This window comes from Streptococcus pseudopneumoniae, from assembly GCF_001074565.1.
Lineage (GTDB): Bacteria > Bacillota > Bacilli > Lactobacillales > Streptococcaceae > Streptococcus > Streptococcus pseudopneumoniae_J.
Map to the genome: position 1 here is coordinate 112,525 of NZ_JUQX01000026.1, position 20,083 is coordinate 132,607.

16 protein-coding genes are annotated in these 20,083 nt (G+C 42.4%); all 16 read right to left on the reverse strand.

The window, feature by feature from the left end; all coding sequences use genetic code 11:
• Positions 1–64 precede the first annotated feature (64 nt).
• Positions 65–1,393 carry an ABC transporter substrate-binding protein gene (locus tag ADI74_RS03790; protein ID WP_049537111.1) on the reverse strand — a complete coding sequence of 443 codons (1,329 nt, stop codon included), beginning with the start codon at positions 1,391–1,393 and terminating at the stop codon, positions 65–67.
• A 114-nt stretch (positions 1,394–1,507) separates the two neighbouring features.
• The gene (locus ADI74_RS03795) at positions 1,508–2,206 is read right to left on the reverse strand and encodes an N-acetylmannosamine-6-phosphate 2-epimerase (RefSeq protein WP_033630087.1); all 699 of its coding nucleotides are present in this window, start codon (positions 2,204–2,206) and stop codon (positions 1,508–1,510) included.
• 245 nt (positions 2,207–2,451) lie between these two features.
• Entirely contained in the window at positions 2,452–6,060 is a 3,609-nt protein-coding gene (locus tag ADI74_RS03800; protein ID WP_049537112.1) for an SIALI-17 repeat-containing surface protein, read from the reverse strand.
• A 337-nt stretch (positions 6,061–6,397) separates the two neighbouring features.
• Positions 6,398–7,378 (reverse strand): acetylxylan esterase, encoded by a 981-nt coding sequence (locus tag ADI74_RS03805; protein ID WP_049537114.1) that lies wholly within the window; start codon positions 7,376–7,378, stop codon positions 6,398–6,400.
• 158 nt (positions 7,379–7,536) lie between these two features.
• On the reverse strand, positions 7,537–8,019 hold the full coding sequence (locus ADI74_RS03810; RefSeq protein WP_049537116.1) for an acyl-CoA thioesterase: 483 nt from the start codon (positions 8,017–8,019) through the stop codon (positions 7,537–7,539).
• A 310-nt stretch (positions 8,020–8,329) separates the two neighbouring features.
• The gene (gene recG, locus ADI74_RS03815) at positions 8,330–10,345 is read right to left on the reverse strand and encodes an ATP-dependent DNA helicase RecG (protein WP_049537118.1); all 2,016 of its coding nucleotides are present in this window, start codon (positions 10,343–10,345) and stop codon (positions 8,330–8,332) included.
• 21 nt (positions 10,346–10,366) lie between these two features.
• A complete protein-coding gene (alr, locus tag ADI74_RS03820) occupies positions 10,367–11,470 on the reverse strand; it encodes an alanine racemase (protein ID WP_049537120.1) in 1,104 nt (367 codons plus the stop codon).
• Positions 11,460–11,822, reverse strand: coding sequence for a holo-ACP synthase (gene acpS, locus ADI74_RS03825; protein WP_049537183.1), 363 nt, complete (start codon positions 11,820–11,822; stop codon positions 11,460–11,462). The genes alr and acpS overlap by 11 nt, the downstream gene beginning before the upstream one ends.
• 45 nt (positions 11,823–11,867) lie before the next feature.
• Entirely contained in the window at positions 11,868–12,899 is a 1,032-nt protein-coding gene (locus ADI74_RS03830) for a 3-deoxy-7-phosphoheptulonate synthase (RefSeq protein WP_049537121.1), read from the reverse strand.
• A 1-nt stretch (position 12,900) separates the two neighbouring features.
• Entirely contained in the window at positions 12,901–13,932 is a 1,032-nt protein-coding gene (locus ADI74_RS03835) for a 3-deoxy-7-phosphoheptulonate synthase (RefSeq protein ID WP_049537123.1), read from the reverse strand.
• A gap of 79 nt (positions 13,933–14,011) precedes the next feature.
• Positions 14,012–16,525, reverse strand: coding sequence for a preprotein translocase subunit SecA (gene secA, locus ADI74_RS03840; protein ID WP_049537125.1), 2,514 nt, complete (start codon positions 16,523–16,525; stop codon positions 14,012–14,014).
• A 115-nt stretch (positions 16,526–16,640) separates the two neighbouring features.
• On the reverse strand, positions 16,641–17,411 hold the full coding sequence (locus ADI74_RS03845; RefSeq protein ID WP_049537127.1) for a DNA alkylation repair protein: 771 nt from the start codon (positions 17,409–17,411) through the stop codon (positions 16,641–16,643).
• Between the two features lie 143 nt (positions 17,412–17,554).
• Positions 17,555–17,845 carry a hypothetical protein gene (locus tag ADI74_RS11420; RefSeq protein WP_049537129.1) on the reverse strand — a complete coding sequence of 97 codons (291 nt, stop codon included), beginning with the start codon at positions 17,843–17,845 and terminating at the stop codon, positions 17,555–17,557.
• A 19-nt stretch (positions 17,846–17,864) separates the two neighbouring features.
• The gene (locus ADI74_RS11295; RefSeq protein WP_049537130.1) at positions 17,865–18,203 is read right to left on the reverse strand and encodes a hypothetical protein; all 339 of its coding nucleotides are present in this window, start codon (positions 18,201–18,203) and stop codon (positions 17,865–17,867) included.
• A gap of 123 nt (positions 18,204–18,326) precedes the next feature.
• A complete protein-coding gene (locus tag ADI74_RS03860; protein ID WP_049537132.1) occupies positions 18,327–18,923 on the reverse strand; it encodes a LemA family protein in 597 nt (198 codons plus the stop codon).
• Between the two features lie 160 nt (positions 18,924–19,083).
• On the reverse strand, positions 19,084–19,953 hold the full coding sequence (locus ADI74_RS03865; protein ID WP_049537134.1) for a TPM domain-containing protein: 870 nt from the start codon (positions 19,951–19,953) through the stop codon (positions 19,084–19,086).
• Between the last annotated feature and the right edge of the window lie 130 nt (positions 19,954–20,083).

Sequence of the window (20,083 nt, forward strand, 5' to 3'; positions counted from 1 at the left end):
AAAAGTCCCCCTTTTCTTACACCTTAGTGCACAGGGAAAAGGGGGAATCAATCTGACTTAGTGCTTATTGTTTTGTAGCTTTTTTGATTGTTTCGTTAGCTTTTTCAGTGAAGGTTTTCAAAGCATCCGCTGGTTTTTCGTCACCATTAGATACAGATTGCAACATTGGGAACCAAAGTGTTCTCATTTCAGCAAATCCATCGATAGTGTTGTAGTATGGTGAGTAGTATTTAGTCCAGCCACTGATTGTTTCCATACGTTTGTCTTCATAAAGTTTGCCAAATGAAGTACGAACTGGGAAGGCACCTGTACGAACAACGTCTTTAGGACCCCATTCTTTGTCATCAGCGATGAATTGAACGAATTTCTTAGCAGCTGCGATTTTCTTATCGTCTTTGTTGTTAAATACTGCAAATCCGTTTACAAGGTATTCAAGAGATGGTTTACCTGAGTCTGATGGGAATGGTACTTCTACCACATCTACCTTACTTGCTTCCAAGAGTTTCGCTTGGATACCGTTTTGAGCTGGAGCCCAAAGGATTGTGTATGAAGTTTGACCGTTAGCAAAGTTTTGGATGTCAGCTCCACCGTCAAATTGTGAACCATTGTTCAACAAACCGTCTTTGATCCAGCTAGCAGCTTTTTCAAGACCTTTGACAAATTTAGGATCGTCAGTTGTATATTTCGTTACTTTTTCATCTGTTACAGAACCGCCATAAAGGTTTGCAATGAAGGCACGTGTTCCTTGGTCTCCCCCTTGACCAGAACTGAACAATGAACCTGGAGTGTAGCCTTTATCTTTAAGCGCTTTCAAAACTTTTTCAAAGTCATCAGTTGTCCAACCTTCTTTTACAAGGTTTGCAACTCCAGCATCTTCCAACATCTTCTTGTTCATTGCCATGTAGAATGGTGCTGAACTGATTGGATACATGTAAGCTTTGTCTCCAGCCTTACTTGCTTGTACGATGTTTTCGTTGTTAACATCTTTGACGAATTCGTCTGTGAAGAGGTCGTTCAACTCAGCCAATTTACCATTTTTACCGTATTGGATGATACGTCCTGGTGCGTCAAAGAGTACGTCTGGCGCTGTTCCTGCTTCTATAGCTGTTGTGATCTTTTCTGGACCTGACTTAAAGTCGATGGTTTCCAATTTCACTTTTACATCTGGATTTGCTTTTTCAAAAGCTTCGATGATTGATTTTTCATAAGTTCCAACACCGTCACCAGTTTTTTCTTGTGTGAAGACTGGGAATGCCCACCAAGTGATTTCTGTTTTTCCGCTATCGCTACCAGAATTTGCAGCATCTTTACTTCCACCAGAGTTACCACAAGCAGCAAGGCCAAGAATCGCAGCACCTGCAAGTACTGTACAAGCTAGTTTTCTAAATTTCATTTGTATTCTCCTAATTGATAAGCGTATCCATATTGGATAATGAGCAAGTTTATATTTGTATACGTTTTCATTTTGTCCGACGCATCAACCACTCTCCTCTGTTTTGAGATTGTGTTATTTAAGACCGGCAACAAAGCGCTCCGTAATCTCTTTTGGTCTAGTAATTGCTCCACCAACAACGATGCCTCGCACCCCATATTCAAGGATTTGTTTGGCTTGTTCTGGTGTATGAATTTTCCCTTCAGCGATGACATCCACTCCTGCTTCACAAAGTTTTTTGATTAGTTCAAAGTCTGGACCATCTACTTTTGGACTATAAGAAGTGTAACCTGATAGGGTTGTTCCCACAAAATCAATCCCTGCTTCGACTGCTGCTAGCCCTTCTTCAAAAGTGCTAGTATCAGCCATTAAGAGTTGATCTGGATACTTTTCTTTGACTTGTCGGATGAAGTCCTGAATTTCCAAACCGTCGTAACGTTCACGTTTGGTACAATCCAGAGCAATAACCTCAATGTCTAGTTCAGCCAACTCATCAACTTCTTTCATAGTCGCTGTAATGAATGGCTCCTGTGGCGGATAGTCACGTTTGATGATCCCGATAATCGGTAGTTTCGTAACCTCCTTGATCTCCTTGATATCACGAACACTGTTTGCTCGGATACCGACTGCTCCACCTTGCTCAGCCGCTTTGACTAGCAAGGGGATAACCCCTCCCGCTTCTGTATAAAGCGGTTCGTGAGGAAGTGCCTGGCAAGAGACAATGATTCCATCTTTGATCTGTTCAATCAAGGCTTCTTTGCTGATCTGTGGCATCCTCTTTCCTCCCTTTCTTTCTTCTATGGGCTTATTATATATCATTTGTTAAGCGCTTTCAATACTTTGTGGTGGAATAGATTTCAGTTTCAAAACTATTTTATAGAACAGACTATCCTGAAAGTAGTTTCAGACATCTTAGAATTTCTTATTAGTACAACTTGAGTCGAAAGAAAAAGATAGCAGGCTGAAAAACCTACTATCTCCTTCTACTTTTACAAAGCCAAATGCTTAAAATTATTCTCTTATTTTTCTCTCTTTTTCCCCATTGCAAACAAACCAAGGAAGAAAGCTGTTAGCCCTAGTGAGGCAAGGATTCCACTCTCCTTATTCCCTGTATTAGGAAGTGTCTGCTGAGCAAGAGGAGCTTTGTAAGTATAATCTTCTGCAGCAAGAGTTACAAGCGAATTAGCTCCCTTATATTCTGCGAGTTCATGTACAGCTACATCGGCTGCATTTACACCACCTTTGTACTCTGGAAGTTCATGGACTGCTGCCTCAACAGCATTAACCCCGCCTGTAAATTCTGGCTTTTCAACTGTCAGAGCGGCCTCTTCACCCGCTGTGCCTAGTGGGCCTGTGTACTCTGGAAGTTCATGGACTGCTGCTTCAACAGCATTCACACCGCCTGTAAATTCAGGCTTCTCGACTGTTGGAGCTGCCTCTTCGCCTGCTGTGCCTAATGAACCTGTATATTCTGGAAGTTTATGAACTGCCGCCTCAACAGCGTTGACACCGCCTGTAAATTCTGGCTTCTCGACTGTTGGAGCTGGCTCTTCGCCCGCTGTACCTAATGAACCTGTATATTCTGGAAGTTCATGAACTGCGGCCTCTTCACCATTCACACCGCCTGTAAATTCTGGTTTATCAGCCGTTGGAGCTGCTTCTTCGCCTACTGTTGCTAACGGACCTGTGTACTCTGGAACTTCTGTCACAGCCGCTTCTTCTGCATTAACACCTCCTGTGAATTCAGGTTTATCAACCGTTGGAGCTGCCTCTTCGCCTGCTGTACCTAGTGGGCCTGTGTATTCTGGCTTCTCGACTGTTGGAGCTGGCTCTTCGCCCGCTGTACCTAATGGGCCTGTGTATTCTGGCACTTCATGAACAGCAGCTTCACTTCCGTTCATTCCATTCGAAAGCTTAGCCCCCGCCACAGAGACTGGTAAATTATGCATACTTTCAATTGCACCTTCTGCCAGACCTGTAACTTTTTGCCCCATATCCTCTGAATCCACCGTAAATAGGAGAGTTTTCGTATCATACTGGGTCATGAAGCGTGCTGTTTTGCCATTTGCCAATTGAAGGGTTGGAGCCTTGTTGACCAATACTTCCGAATCAAACTCCATCGCAAGAATACCTGGCCATTTTTCAATCGCGTATTTCACTTTTGCTTCTTTAGGAGAAATCCAATCCTTGGTCAAGAAATCCCAGTTGAATTTCTTATAGGATAAAGTATAATCGTTTTGATTGCCATCCGCATGCTCATAAAGCAAACCATATTCGCCATTTCCAAGATCTTGGAGCGAGTTGTAAGCAAACTTACCACTTTGTATAGGATTGTGTTTCAGCCATGTCAACTCACCATTCTCCTCAACACGAGCTAGGTGAACCAAACCATTATTGCGTCCAGGACCACCAGCATTGCTTAGTAGAATGTATTCCTTTCCTTCATGCATGGTGTGAATAGCGGACATTTGAACATAAACATCTTTTACTTGAGGATAACGTTTGATTTCCTTATCCCACGTTGCTCCCCCATCATGACTGGTCGCAACCTGAAGATCACCAGTCAACCCGCGCATAAAGAGCTTGAGATCCCCATTATTCAACTGAACAACAGTTGACTCCGTATTTTGGGCGCCTGGATTATTCATGGTTGAAGAGTGAATGGTTTGGTTGCCTACTGGGCGGTTATCATTAACTGCTTCCCCTGCTTGCCATGTTTCTCCATGATCATCTGAATAAATTACACGAGATGATTGAGAACCACTTAGGTAGGAAACGTTGTTTGTTGTATAAACTGGAATCACCAGTCTTCCCTTATGAGGTCCTGTACGCAAGGCAATCCCCGTACCAGGTCCAGTTCCTAGGAAGTGCATCCAATCTTTCCGAATCCCATGTGTAATATCTTTTGGTGCAGACCAAGTCTTCCCATCGTCATCACTGTAGGACATCCATAGGTAGTTGGTATTGGAAACTCTAAAAATATTCTTCTCGCTATACTCAAAATAAATATTTCCGATTAGCTCATTCCCTTTATACAAATCCCCCTTATCGCTGTAGGCTGGTTTTTTAGGGTCAACGACGACGCGATAATCTGTCTTTCTATTTTGAGGGTCGAAAACCTCTCCGTTTTCTCGAATCGTATAGCGACCTGATTCTCCTTGCTTATATAAAACTTGATAAACTTTATCTCCCACTTGTTCATAAGCTTTCGGAGCTTGTCCCGGCAATGAAAATACTGCCTTACTTTCAAGGAACATGTCATAAATTGCAAAAATTCTCTTTGTTTCAGGGTCTTGCACCAAGGCCATATCAATATTAACTGGAGATGGCCAATCTGCATGTTTAGCGTGCTCATTGTCACGAGGATTTGAGATTACAATTCGATCTCCCCATGTTTTTCCATTATCTGAGCTACGACGAACAACCATCCCAATATCTCCCCAGTCAGAATGGTGCAAACGTCTTTCATCCGTTCCAGCAATCAGTGTTCCTTTATCTGTCTTGAGAAGAGCTGGGATACGATAACTCTTGATACCATCTTTATTTGGTTGATTATTCCTACCACCTTCAAAGACATCTTCTTTCTCAGTGACTTTTGCTCCCTCAGGAAGTTTCTGTTCCAATTCACCTCTTTCAAATAATTGACTTCGTGTTTGAACTTCATCTGGGCTTAAAGCACGATCGTAAACAGTTAGGTTTCGTACTTGTAAGTTTGATGCCCAAACTGTTTTATTGCCCCGTTTGGTTGCTCCAAGTTGAGCTTGATTAACATCTGGCATATCTTTAATGAAGTTACCAGATTTGAGACTTGTTCGAGATAAGACACCGTTCACATAGAGGCGAACTCGACCATGAGGTAACTCTGCTGTCGGTTGTTCGACAGTAAAGGTCACAGAATTCCATTGTCCAGGACGAACTTTCAAAGGAGCATCTGTATACTTATCATAGAACTGCTCCCCGTTAGCGCCACGCCCTTCAATAAGAGCTGTATTATCAAGGACCGACATAGTAAAGTACTCATTTTCCTTGGTGTCACTGGATACAGAGAAGAGATTGTAAAAGCGTGGAGCTGATGCATCTGGTTTGAACTCCATGTGAACTGTAGCATTTTGAAGTTTCTTTAGTTTGTCTAGTTCATTTGATAAATCAACTCTCTGACCATTTGCTGCATTGGTTTCAACATCTTCTTTTTCAAGGACAGGATTAGCATTTTTTAAATCTCTTGAGTAATAGTCACGAGGAATAGCACCCTGATCCTCTGATTCCTCTTCCTTATTTGCTTCTTCTGCAGGGGTTTCCGTAGAGGATGGGGTTTCTGATTCTGCACTCTCATTTTTTTTCAAATGATCTTGGTCCACCTCAACGCCGTTGTCTTGAGCTGCTGCCAATTTACCAGCCAAATCCTTATCCAAATGAGCAAGATCTCCCGAGGACGCTTCTTTTGGCAATTTTGATAAACCTTGACTAGGTTCGACAGTTTCTGTACTGGCCCCTGCTACATTGGCTTGCTCTTGAGCTAAGACTGGATTTGCTCCAAATACCACTGTACCAATCACTACCGATGCTGCACCGACCGCAAATTTTCGAATTCCGTATCGCTGTTTCCGATCTAAAGATTTGTAATTCATGTTTGTCCTTTCATTTTTCATAAAATAAAGCGCTTTCTTTTTCTTTAAAAAATTTTTATTGTCTCTCAAGAGACAAGTTTTACAAGAAAGTATCCAACTTAATGAGAGCTCCCAATCCTCTCCCATTTTCTGCTGAGCCCAAGTTTTTAATCACCCAGCAGCCTTTTTCCTCCTTTCACAAGTGACTTTTCCTTTATTATACAATAAAGTCTTATATTTATATCTGTGTTCCCACAGAATAGATTTTACTTTTAAGAATATTTTAATATTTTAAATTTTCTAAAAGTACTTTCAGGTTTTGGACATAAAAAAGAGAGCTCCAGGGCTCTCTCATACATTATTTTGCGTACTTAAAAGGAATCTCACTACCACAGAGCCAGTTATAAACTTGGTCATTGACAAAAACATTCATGGCTTCGTGGGCATACTCAGGCATGATGCGATATGCCTTATCACAGGTCAGACGGTTGTAAATTGCAAACTGGGTAATAGGATAACAAACATCATCGTCCAAGCCCGTAATCATCTTGACCTCACCTTGAATGCGATGGGCAAGATTTTTCACATCGATATAGGCAAGAGTCGCCATAATTTCCTCCTCTGTTTCATGGAAGGGATCGTGGAACTTGAAATATCGGAAGAGTTCATCATAGGCTTCACTGGTATTGCCAATCTCAAGCACTCGTCTAAAGTCAGACAAGAAGGGATAGATGGCAACTGTTTTCTGAATCCGAGGATTGAGCGCTGCTGCAACCAGGGCTAAAGCTCCTCCTTGTGAGGCACCATAACTAGAAAGTCGCTTCTCATCCACCTGAGGTAGACTAGCAATAATTTCAACCAACTGGTAAATATCCAGATAAACATCCTTATAAAAGAGATGCTCCCGACCTTCCACAGCACCACGGATGATATGTCCCTTAACGGTATTTCCCAAAGGAGAGCGCAAACCATCTTGCGAATAACCTGATTGGCCTCGAACATCCATAGAAACAACACCGTAACCAGCCACAGTATAGGCCAGCATGTCGGCCCAGTCCCAGCCACGTCCCATATAACCATGAAAGTGGAAGATTACCGGAACTTTCTCCTCACTTTTTGGAAGGACGACACGTGCATAGACTCTTCCGTCATTGCTTCCTTCAAAGGTCAGCTCATAACACTTGACTTGAGGAATATGAAAATCCCTTTCCTCCAGCTGGTAGGCTGGAAGAGTGGAAACTTTTTTGACTTCCTCATCCCAGAAAGCGTCAAAGTCTTCTGGAATCTCATCCCGTCCTAGGTAGGTCTTGATTTCTTCTAGCAAAGCTGGATTTTTCATAGCATGCTCCTTTTGATTTGTAATCGCTATCATAACTCTAGCATATCTGGGAAAGCAATGCAAGAAAGAATGGTAAACAGAAAGTGATTTTAGATTCTCCTCCCTCAAACTGATCGTCTGAAAGTAGTTTTAAAATCTTAAACTTCTAATCTTCCGTTTTACATATGATCCTTCACAGCAACTGCTACCATTCTGGCTTTGGCACGGACTTTAGTAGCCACTGTCATCTCCATAGCAATAATTGCTTTTCTTTCCCCTAATTCCTCCAGAGTAGAAGTAACCACAATTTCATCTTCAATTGGACTAGGACTAAGGTAATCAATCTCCAAGCGAGCTGTAATAAAACGTCCTATCACAGTTGATTCCGTCAGTTCCAACCCTTTTTGATGATGGGCAAACCAAGCTGCTGAGGCCGTGCCATGGCAATCAAAAATAGTCGCTATCATTCCTCCAAAGACATTTGATGGAACTCCACCAGTATAAGCATTTTCAAGCTTTATCCGACTAATACAACTCTTTCCATCTATACTTGGATAGGTTTTTAAATGTAAGCCTAAATCATTCTTGGGACCACATCCCCAACAATGCTGAAATCGTTCTCCATACCTATCTTGGATAGCAATCGTTCTTGTTTCAAACATTCTTTTCACTCCTCCTTACTCAGATGGGGCAATTATATCAAGCTTTAGTCAAAGAGTAAATAGGCTTGGAGACTAATATCTTTTTATTACTCGACTAAGTTTGATTTATAGTCGATTATTTTATAAAAATAAAAAGAGCGTTTCCGCTCTTTGTGTATCAATAGGTGCTAGCTCCTTTCTCTAGTTTGAAAGTCTGAAATTTCTTTTGGTAGGTTACTTTAATAGTCATGTGAGAGTCCTCATTTCTTTTTGATAACTCTAGTATAAGACCCAAACCTAAAAGCTAGCTTATAGATTTCTTAGAAAAGGCTTAATCCAGATGTTCTCTCTTTTCTAGGTGGAGAGCAATCATCCGCCATTCTGGATCCTCTTTCCAATCTTTTATCGAACTAATGTAGCTGGCAACCTTTCTGGCTTCTTCTAAAATCGGAAAATCTTCGATGATATCAGCCACTTGAAACTCTGGTAGTCCTGATTGTCTGGTTCCAAAAATCTCACCAGAACCTCGCATTTTCAAATCTTCCTCCGCAAGGACAAAGCCGTTGGTGGTTTCTGTCATGATACGCATGCGGTCCTTCCCAGAATCCGTCTTGGGATTGGCAACGAGAACAGCATAGGACTGCTTGTCCCCCCGACCCACACGACCTCTGAGCTGGTGAAGCTGGCTGAGACCGAACCGATCGGCATCCATGATAATCATGACGGTCGCATTAGGGACATTGACTCCAACCTCGATAACAGTTGTCGAAACTAGAATATCTGTTTTTCTCTCTTTGAAATCCTGCATAATCTGGTCTTTTTCATCACTCTTCATCTTACCATGTAGAAGAGCCACTTCGGTCTTGCCTGCAAAATGAGCCGTCAACTCCTCTGATAAGGCAATGGCATTTTTCAGATCCAGAGCTTCTGATTCTTCAATCAAGGGAGAGATGACATAGGCTTGAGAACCTTTCTGAATTTCCCCCTCTAACCAAGTCAAGACCTGAGGCAGCTGCTCATGCTTGATCCAGCGAGTCACAATGGACTTCCGACCCGCAGGCATCTGGTCGATAATGGAAACATCCATATCTCCAAAGGCTGTGATAGCAAGCGTCCGTGGAATGGGAGTCGCCGTCATCATGAGAACGTCTGGATTGTCCCCTTTTTCCCGCAGAACACGCCTTTGCCCCACACCAAAACGGTGCTGCTCATCGATGATAATCAAACCAAGACGAGCATAATCCACCCCATCCTGAATCAGAGCATGGGTTCCGATAATCAAATCGGCCTCACCCTTGGCAATGGTCTCTAAAACTTCTCTTTTTTCTGCAGCTTTTAAGGAACCTGTCAAGAGAGCCAGTTTCAAGTCTGGAAAAAGATTCTGTAAACTCTCAAAGTGTTGCTCTGCGAGGATTTCTGTTGGTACCATTAGGGCCGCCTGGTAGCCAGCCGTCACCGCCGCAAACATGGCCAAGCCAGCGACTACCGTTTTCCCGCTCCCCACATCTCCTTGGAGGAGACGATTCATGTGGTGGTCGGACTTCATGTCGGCCAAAATTTCCTGTAAACTCTTTTCCTGAGCTGGGGTCAAGGCAAAAGGCAGATTTTCTTTAGCAGCTGTCACCTTTTCCTTAGACCAATTCAGAACCAGACCGCTTCCCTGAACTCTATTTTCAGACTTGAGCGTCTGCAACTGCATTTGGAAGTAAAAAAGTTCCTCAAACTTGATACGACGAAGGGCCTGCTTGTATTCTGCCAAATCCTTAGGAAAATGCATAGCACGAACTGCCTGGCAACGGGACATGAGTTTGTATTTGTCCAGCAAAGACTGGGGAAGATTTTCCTCTATCAAGAGGTCCAGTCCCTGATCAAAAGCTGTCTTGATGACCTTGACCAGCCCTGCCTGACTGATTCCTTGAGCCAGACGATAGACAGGCTGGAGGTCATCTTCAATCTGAGCCAGAACCTTCATCCCAGTCAGACTGGCCTTGGTACGGTCCCATTTGCCAAAAACGGCAAGCGTTACTCCCAATTCTATCTTATCTGCTAGATAAGGCTGGTTAAAGAAGTTCACCGCAAAAACGACTTCTCCCTGCTTAAGGCTAAAACGCAAGCGATTACGCTTAAAACCATAATACTGGACACTGGCAGGAGTTACTACCTGACCAGAAAGAACAGCCTTTTCACCATCTTCCAGCTCTAGGACCTGCTTGGTCTTGAAATCTTCATAACGGAAAGGAAAGTAGAGCAAGAGGTCTTGCAAGTTTTCAATTCCTAGTTTGGCATATTTCTCTGCCGACTTTGGTCCCACACCAGGCAAGACATGCAAGGGTTGATGTAGATTCATGCTCCCCCTCCTTTCTTAGTTTTAATAATATTCTCGTGGAATGCGATCGCTGAGGAGACAAACCACCTCATAGTTAATGGTGCCACGGTAGGTTGCTACCTGTGTTGCCGTGATTTCCTCATCACCATTCCTACCAATCAAGGTGACTTTTGTTCCTTGCGGGTAAACCTTAGGCAATCGAATGGTGATTTGGTCCATCGAAACCCTGCCGACGATTGGGCAAGCTTGTCCGTCTACCAAGACGGAAAAATTTTGCATATCTCGTGTCCAACCATCCGCATAACCGATTGGCACAGTCGCGATGATTTGCTCACTATCCGCCTGATAAGTTGCTCCATAGCCCATGCAAGCTCCAGATGGAACTGTTTTGACATGAACAAGGGCAGATTGCAAGGTCAAGGCTGGTGTCAGGTCGTAAGGCAGGTCCAAAACCTCTCCGCTGGGATTCAGGCCATACATGGCGTCTCCCATACGCACTGCATTGAAAATAGTCTCTGCATGCCAAAGAGTCGTGGCAGAATTGCTGGCATGGATCAGCTCTGGCACTTCCTTCATGCTTGACAGAATAGTCTTAAATCGTTCCAACTGGGTATTAAAGTAGGTATCTGATGCTTCATCTGCCGTCGCAAAGTGGGTAAAGATTCCCTCAACACGAGCACCCTCTTGCTTGAGCAAGTCTTGAGCCTCTTCAGCTTCACTAGCTTCTCGAAAACCAATTCGTCCCATTCCTGAGTCAATCTTGAGGTGAACTGATAGGCCAGCTAGATCAGCACCAGTAGCTAAGAGTGCTTGAATCCACTCCAGTCCAGCTACCGTCAAGGTGATGTCGTATTCTTTAGATAGGTCAATAGCTTCTATTTCAGAAACTCCTAAAATGAGGATTCGCTTGCTGAGTCCAGCCTGTCTCAGTTCGATAGCTTCATCGATATTGGAAACGCAAAAGCCGTCGACATCGTCTTGGATAGCTGTCGCAACAGCTACTGCCCCATGCCCGTATGCATTGGCCTTAACCACTGCCCACTTGAGCGTCCTTTCAGGGATATGAGCCTCCATCTGTTGGATATTTTTTCGAATGGCTCCCAGACGAATCAGAGCCTTGGTCGGTCTATGTGGACTAGCTTTCATGATTTTCCTCCAAAATGACACTGGCTGTCACAAACTGATCTGTATGGCTGATCGATAGCCAAATTTTTCCTGAAAATGGCGCCTGACTAAAATAGGGAGCCCCTTTTTCGTTGTTCAAGACTTCCAAATCCTGAAAGGTCAGTTTGCCAATACCCGTTCCCAGAGCCTTGGAAAAGGCTTCCTTAGCCGACCAACGACCAGCCAAATATTCGATTTGTCTGCGCCCTTTGAGACTGGTGAAGCGCTCCATTTCCTTAGTGGTCAGCACCCGCTTGGCAAATCCTGTATGCCGTGTAACTGCGCGTTCTATCGAAGCCAATTCTTCGATGTCAATTCCATGTCCAACTATCATTTTCATCAAAAGGAGTTGAGATTCCCCCAACTCCATCCTTTTCATTTATTTTGTTAAGGTAGTATAAATTTCGTCTACCAAGGCCACTGTATTTTCCCAACCTAGACAAGGGTCAGTAATGGAACAACCAAAGATTTCTGGTTGGTTTTGGCGACCATCTGCTAGGTAAGATTCGATCATAAAGCCTCGAACCGTCTTTTTAATCTTTTCATTCCAATCACGATTCAGCAAGGCTTGACGAACAATGCGAATTTGTTCCATATGCTGCTTGCCAGAATTGTCATGATTGGTATCGATGATAATGAAGGGATTTTCAAGTCCCATAGTCTCATAGCGATTGATGGCATTTAAGAGTGTTTCATAGTAGAAATTAGGTTCATTTTTACCATATTCGTTCATGGCACCACGAAGGATAACGTGAGCCAAAGGATTTCCTGAAGTTTCCACTTCTTGGCCATGGTAAAGGAAGGTTTGCTTGTTTTGAGCCGCATAGATGGCATTAAACATGACCCCAAGATTTCCAGATGTTGGATTTTTCATCCCAACCGGAGCATCAATCCCAGACGCTACAAAGCGGTGTTCTTGGTCTTCCACTGAACGAGCCCCTACAGCATGGTAGCTGACCAGGTCATCAACCAAAACGAGATTTGATGGATAAAGCATCTCATCAGCTGTCGTCAAGCCCGTCTCCGTAATCACACGGTAGTGCAGCTGACGAACAGCCTGCAAGCCATTGATGAGACTAGGCGCTTCGCTGGTATTTGGTTGATGGATCATGCCCTTATAGCCATCTCCATTAGTACGAGGTTTAGCCGTATAGACACGCATCACGATAAAGATTTTATCCGCAACTTTTTTCTGCAAGTCGGCTAAGCGACGAGCATATTCGAGCACGGCTTCTTCATTGTCAGAAGAACAAGGCCCCATCACCAAAAGGATTCGGTCGTCCTCACCCGAGATAATGGCTGCCAACTCTCTATCGCGGGCTTCTTTCTTTCGCAAGGCTTCAGGTGACAACTGGGTCGCAGCCTTGATTGCTTCAATATCAATTTCTTGACCTTTTTCGATAAATGCCATCTTACTCTCCTAGCGTTTGGTAAATTTCGCGAACAAGTGCTTCTGTGTTGTCCCATCCGAGACACGGATCTGTAATGGACTTACCAAAAACTTCTGGTTCATTTTGACGTCCATCTTCTAGATAGGACTCAATCATAAAACCACGAACATATTTTTTGATTTTCTCATTCCAGTCACGGTTAATCAAGGTCTGACGAACGATACGGATTTGATCCATGTATTGCTTGCCTGAATTGTCATGATTGGTATCGATGATGATAAATGGATTTTCCAAGCCCATCTTTTCGTACTGATCAATGGTATCCATCAAATTGTCATAGTAGTAGTTAGGAATATTCTTCCCGTGTTCATTCAAGGCACCGCGAAGAATGGCGTGAGACAAAGGATTTCCAGTCGTTTCCACCTCTTTGCCGAGGAAGAGAAAGCTCTGCTTGTTTTGTGCCGCATAAATCCCGTTAAACATAACATTGAGATTTCCAGATGTTGGATTTTTAAACCCTGTCGAAAACCCTGCTCCACTCGCTACAAAACGGTGTTGCTGGTCCTCAACTGAACGAGCCCCAACAGCCATATAAGAAATCAAATCATCCACCAAAGGAAGGTTTTCTGGGTAGAGCATCTCATCAGCAGTTGTCATTCCCGTCTCGGTAATCACACGATAGTGCAGTTGGCGAACAGCCTTGATTCCATTGATCAAACTAGGGGCCTCTGTCGCGTTTGGCTGGTGAATCAAGCCCTTATAGCCATCTCCATTGGTACGAGGTTTGGCTGTATAGACCCGCATGACCATAAAGATACGATCTTTGACTTCTTCTTGCAAAGCAGATAGACGCTTGGCATACTCGAGGACTGCCTCCTCATTATCAGATGAACATGGTCCAATCACCAAAAGAATACGCTGGTCTTCTCCACGGATGATGGCTTCTAGTTCTTGATCACGTTGGTATTTTTTCTCATAAGCCAAATCATCTAGTTTTGACAAGGCACGAACTTCTTCAATATTAATTTTGGGGCTTTTAGCTGTAAATACCATGATTCATCTCCTTATAAAGCAAACGGACACCAAGTAAAAAATGATTTTCACCAGGTATCCGCCTGTATCTTATCTCATATTATTGTCTCTTCCCATGACAGTTTTTGAATTTCTTACCAGATCCACATGGACATTGGTCATTTCGCCCGATTTGGCTCAAGTCCAAATCTTCTGGAAGATTTGCCTGCTGAGCTGCGATATTACGAGTCGCAGTTGTACTGATATTGTGTTCAACTTGCGGACGTTCTTGTTCATGGATTTGTGCTTTCATCATCAAGCGAGTCACATCGAATTCGATTGAACCAATCATGTCGTTAAACATGCGGAAACCTTCTGCTTGGTATTCTACAACAGGGTTGTTTTGTGCATAACCACGAAGGCCAACAGCGTTTCGCAACTGATCAAGGGCATCGATATGATCTGTCCACTTGTTGTCTACAACACGTAGAATCAAGACTTTTTGGAATTCTTTTACTGCATCTTCGTCACGAAGTTTAGCAACTTGGCTGTCATAGACTTTCAAGGCACGTTGGTAAAGTTCATCCTTGATAGCTTGGTCTGACAAACCTGCAAGATCTGAACGGTTGATTGAATCTTCTGGAAGCAAGTTATACTTAGCAAAGTTCAAGATTGCTTCCAATTTTTCGTCTTCTTTCGAACGAGCATGTGCATCCACGATACGGCCAATGGTACGACGGATCATAGCATGGATTTCAGGTGCCAAGTCACGATCTGCAGTAATGACATCATAACGTTGTGCATAGATGATCTCACGTTGTTCTCGCATAACGTCATCGTATTGAAGGACTTGTTTACGAGTGTCGTAGTTATTTCCTTCGACACGTTTTTGAGCTGCTTCAACTTGACGCGTTAACATGCGAGATTCGATGGCTTCGTCAGACATGTTGAGACGTTCAAAGACACCTTTCAAACGTTCTGAACCAAAACGTTTCATCAAATCATCTTCAAGAGACAAGTAGAATTGTGACTCACCTGGGTCTCCTTGACGTCCTGAACGCCCACGAAGCTGGTTATCAATACGGCGACTTTCGTGGCGCTCTGTACCAATGACACACAGTCCACCAAGTTCGCGAACCCCTTCACCAAGCTTAATGTCGGTACCACGACCGGCCATGTTGGTTGCAATAGTAACCGCACCACGTTGACCAGCGTTCATGATAATTTGAGCTTCTCTATAGTGGTTTTTCGCATTCAAGACTTCGTGAGGAACGCCTGCTGCAACCAATTTCTTAGAAATATAATCACTGGTTTCAACGGCAACTGTACCAACCAAGACTGGTTGACCTTTTTGGTAACGCGCCTTCACATCCTCAATAACAGCCTTGAATTTGGCATCGATACTTGCATAGAGAAGGTCTGAGTGGTCAATACGTTGGATTGGACGGTTAGTAGGGATTGGGATAACACGAATGTTATAGATTTCACGGAACTCTTCTTCTTCTGTTTTACCAGTACCTGTCATACCTGCCAATTTCTTATACATACGGAAGAGGTTTTGGTAGGTAATAGAAGCTGAAGTCTTGGTCTCGTCTTGGATTGGCACACCTTCTTTGGCTTCGATGGCTTGGTGCAAGCCATCAGAGTAACGGCGACCTTCCATGGTACGACCTGTAAATTGGTCGACAATCAAGATTTCCTGCTCTTCACTAACCACATAGTCGATATCAAGGATCATGATATAGTTGGCACGAAGGGCATTGTCAACAAAGTGAGTAAGAGCTACGTTTTCGATATCGTAGAGATTATCAAGTTTGAAGTAGCTTTCTGCCTTGTCAATACCAGAATCAGATAAACCAATCGTCTTAGACTGCACGTCAATGATATAGTCGTCCTTGTCCAAAGACTTCACAAAGTGGTCTGCCATATGGTAGAGTTGGCTTGTTTCAACTGCGTTGGCACCTGAAACGATCAAAGGAGTACGGGCTTCATCGATCAAGATCGAGTCCACCTCATCGACCAAGGCATAGTTGAGCGGACGTTGTACCATGTTTTCTGCACGAACGACCATGTTGTCACGAAGGTAGTCGAAACCAATCTCTGAGTTGGTTGAGTAGGTAATATCGCAAAGATAAGCTTCTTTTTTCTCCATTGGAGATTTAGCTGCCAAGTTGATCCCTACTGAAAGACCGAGCCATGAGTAGAGCTCACCCATCTCAGTCGCGTCACGTTCTGTTAGGTATTCATTGACTGTAACTACGTGAACCCCTTTACCTGCAAGGGCATTGAGGTATACTGGCATGGTCGCTGTCAAGGTTTTCCCTTCACCAGTACGCATCTCTGGAACGTCACCATGGTGAAGAACAATCCCACCCATGACCTGAACTTTATAAGGGAAAAGTCCAAGGACACGTTTTGCAGCTTCACGAACTACCGCAAAAGCCTCATATAGCAATGAATCAAGTGATTCACCCTTGTTGTAACGTTCTTTAAATTCGTCAGTTTTTGCTTTTAGCTCTTCGTCTGACATCGCAGCCATTTGACTCTCATAATTAAGAACCTTATCTGCCATCTTTTCTAGACGGCGAAGTTCTCCTTTATCATTTTCAATAATCGTTTTTAAAATATTAGCCATGATTTTCCTTACTTTTAATTCTGAATATTTTAGAATGTTCTTTTCATTTTAGCATATTTACTATTATTTTTCAAGAAAGAATCCTTAATTTACAACGGAAAAGACCAGTCAAAATTCAGCTTTTTTTGCATAAATCTTCTGATGCTATTTTTTTGTTTTTTGTTCGTGAGGCATGCTTGATGATCCAGGCACAACTTGGACTCAAATCTTCCCTTTGCCAAGCTTGAATAATTCTTTCAAACTTATCGGGGGCTTCCTTATATAAATCATTTAGATTGTTGGCTACGCTTTTTTGAATGGACTTGTCTCCATCATCCTTTAGATTGGTCAGAATAGTGGTGAAATCCTCAAAATAATCCAATACCACGGTTTGTCTCTTAGCCCAAGGTAGACGGATACGCATGCACTCGCTAGCAAGTCTACGAACGCGCAAGTTTTCATCCTGACTCCATTCTAACAGCAAAGTCATTGTAGCCTTAGGATAGCGAGCCAGTAAGGGTCTCATGGAAAATTCTCCCGTAAACCGCTTGGTGAGTTCCTTACTAAAGGCCGCGCTCAATTCAAATTCCTTGTCTCCATATAGCTCTACATATTTGCCGATTGGCCAAAGCCAATACCCTTCTGAAAACATGCCTAAACCACCCTCTAACTCAGGACCTAAAATTTTCTCAAAAACCTTGAGAGAGTCCTGATAAGATAGGGGGAGACATTCTTTGATACTTTTAGCCAAGAGTTCTTGACGTTGGCTAAACTCCAACTCTTCCAAGTCTTTTTCTAGCAACAAGCTGAATTTTTGTCCATCAAAGGCAGGGGACGCTTCTTGCAACCGTCGACTCAAATCCCTAGCATAAGCCAAGTCATAATAATCCTTTACTTTTTTCGCCATTTTTAAATTCCTTAATCTTCTGTTTACGGAACTTATTATATCATATAGATAGCTCGTCAACAAAATCATTTTCACTTCTCAAACTATTTTGTCAAGAAAGTAAAAAGGACTAGAAGCTCGTCTAGTCCATCAATTTTTAATGTTTAATTTCCCAAAAATGCTGGCAATAAGCCAAAGTACAAAAAGAGATTAATCCAGAAGGCCAAGCAAAAGATGATGCCAAAGATAAGAAGACTGATTTTTTTAATCAGCACCGAGTATAGAATGGATAAAACTCCAAAAACCACAAAGAGTTTTTTCATAACGAAATAATATACTGAAACTCCTCCTATTTGCCAATCCCAAGGAAGGAAAAACATGAGGAACCAGAGGATGCAAAGCGTAAGAATATAGATTTTGTAATAGCTATACATAAATTGCCTTACCTTTGACATCTTAAACCTCCTCTAAAAATTAGCTATTCTGTGATGAGCCTCTGTTATTGATCTGTCTCAGCTTGAACATTCTCTTCAGGCAGACATAGACTTTCCAGTCATTCACAAGAGACAAAAAGACTAAAAGAATCCATATCCCCCACATTGTTAGATCCATGGGATTTTTCAAGACAAAATTGAAAATTAACAAAGAAAAAATTGTAAAAGCGATACTGAACAAAGCCCACAAAGGGAGATATATCCAGTAAAAGTAATAGAAAAACACGAAATATTTACTATCTTTATCCGCCTTCTCAATCCAATGAAAAAAATAAAAGTAAGGTGACAAAATTAATAGTTGCAGAAGTCTTTCTAGCATAGCTTTCTCCAAGATTTCATTTTATTTTATTATACCAAAAAAACCTGGAAAAGGCTTTCCAGGTTTGAGTTTGAAATTACTAGTCATGCTATAGAAATCACTTTATTCATAAATTGATTCACTTTATTGGCTTGATGAAGAAGTTCCAAAATCAACCTTAGGAACTGTCTTGGCTTCTTCTGTTTCTTTAAAGGTTTCCGCTTCTTTAAAGTTCATCATATTCGCAAAGAGCACGGTTGGAAAACTTCTCAGTTTTTGATTGTACTCGGCTGCGACCTTGTTATAATCCTTACGTGCTACAAAGATACGATTTTCACTTCCTGAAAGTTCGACCATTAGTTGCTCAACATTTTGATTGCTCTTGAGTTCTGGATAATTCTCCGTCAAGGAAATCAAGCGGGAAAGAGCAGAGCTCAATTCTCCCTGAGCATTTTGGTTTTCTTCCGATGTTACTGAGCTACTACCGATTTTAGCTCTAGCATCCGCAATCTTGGTAAAGACTTCGGTTTCATGATTCATTTGTCCTTTAACGGACTCCACCAAGTTACCAATCAAGTCTGAACGACGTTGGAGGGCTGTAGAGACATCAGCCTGAGCCTGCTCCACTTTAGTCTGTTCACCAACCAGACCGTTATAGGTCGTCACTGCGGAACAACTTCCCAGAACTAGTAGTCCAAAGAAAATCGCCACTATTGAGAGAATTACTTTATTTTGTTTCATATCAAAACCTTAACACTTTCTTTTATCAACTTTTCTGAGAAAATACTCAGATTTTAAATCAATTTCCCAAACTTTGTTTTTATTTTTAATTTAGGAGTGAACTGTTGCAAAGGAGTCACATTACTGAATGGAGAAATTGGTTTGTGCAATATATAATTACTCACCAGTCATCAGACGAACCGCCGCCATCAAAGCCACCGCCGTCCCAGCCTCCAGATGAATCGGAGCCCGAGTCAGACCAAGAAGAACCTGAATCAGTCCAAGAGGATCCTGAATCTGATGAGTCACCGCCCCACCAACCTCCGCCAGAATCATCTCCACGTGAACCACCACGGCCTCCAAAAATAAAGCCGATAATCATCACGATGAAGTAAATGAGAACTCCAAATCCGATAACTCCGTCTCTCGAACTGCTTTTTCGGTTCCGTTTTGAAGATCGACTCTCAGCGGTATACTTTTCAATTTCTCTTAGACGACTAGAATTAGTAGCATAGTCGTAACTACTTTTAGAACTTGAAGAAGGTGTACTCGATCCACTATAGAACATGTAGTTGAGATTATTGACTATCGAGAGAACGCCATTGTTGTAGTCTCCCTTTTGAAAGTAAGGTCGTGCTGTTTTCAAAAATTTATTGGTCTGATAGTCAGTAATCTTACTGGCCACATTATTACTGGTTTCAATCCGTGATTTTCTATCCTCTACCGCAAGCACAATCAAGGCTCCATTGTTGTCGCCCGAGTAGCCAATCTTCCAAGCTCTAGCTGTTTCATTAGCTACTGTTTCGATTGTTTCTCCATCTAGGCTTTTCACAACATAAACGCCTACTTGGAATTTTTCTGCTTTTTGACTATTTACCTTATTCAATCCCCGGATTAGACTGATTGTCGACTCAGTCAGATAGTGATCCGGGTCATAGATCCCGTACTCAGGTTTTTCAGGTACTGTGAATGCTGACAAGAAGAGAAAGACCATCAGCAACCCAAGCAAGCGAACCAACAAACTATGTTTAAATAATCTGCCTTTTTTCATAATAACCTCCCTGATAAAGGAAAATTGATTTAAGGAATTATAGCATTTTGATTTTTACAAAGAAAGTACATTTTCATTACAAATAGATTACAAAAAACAGAAAAATGATTGAATTTTGATGACAGGTTTT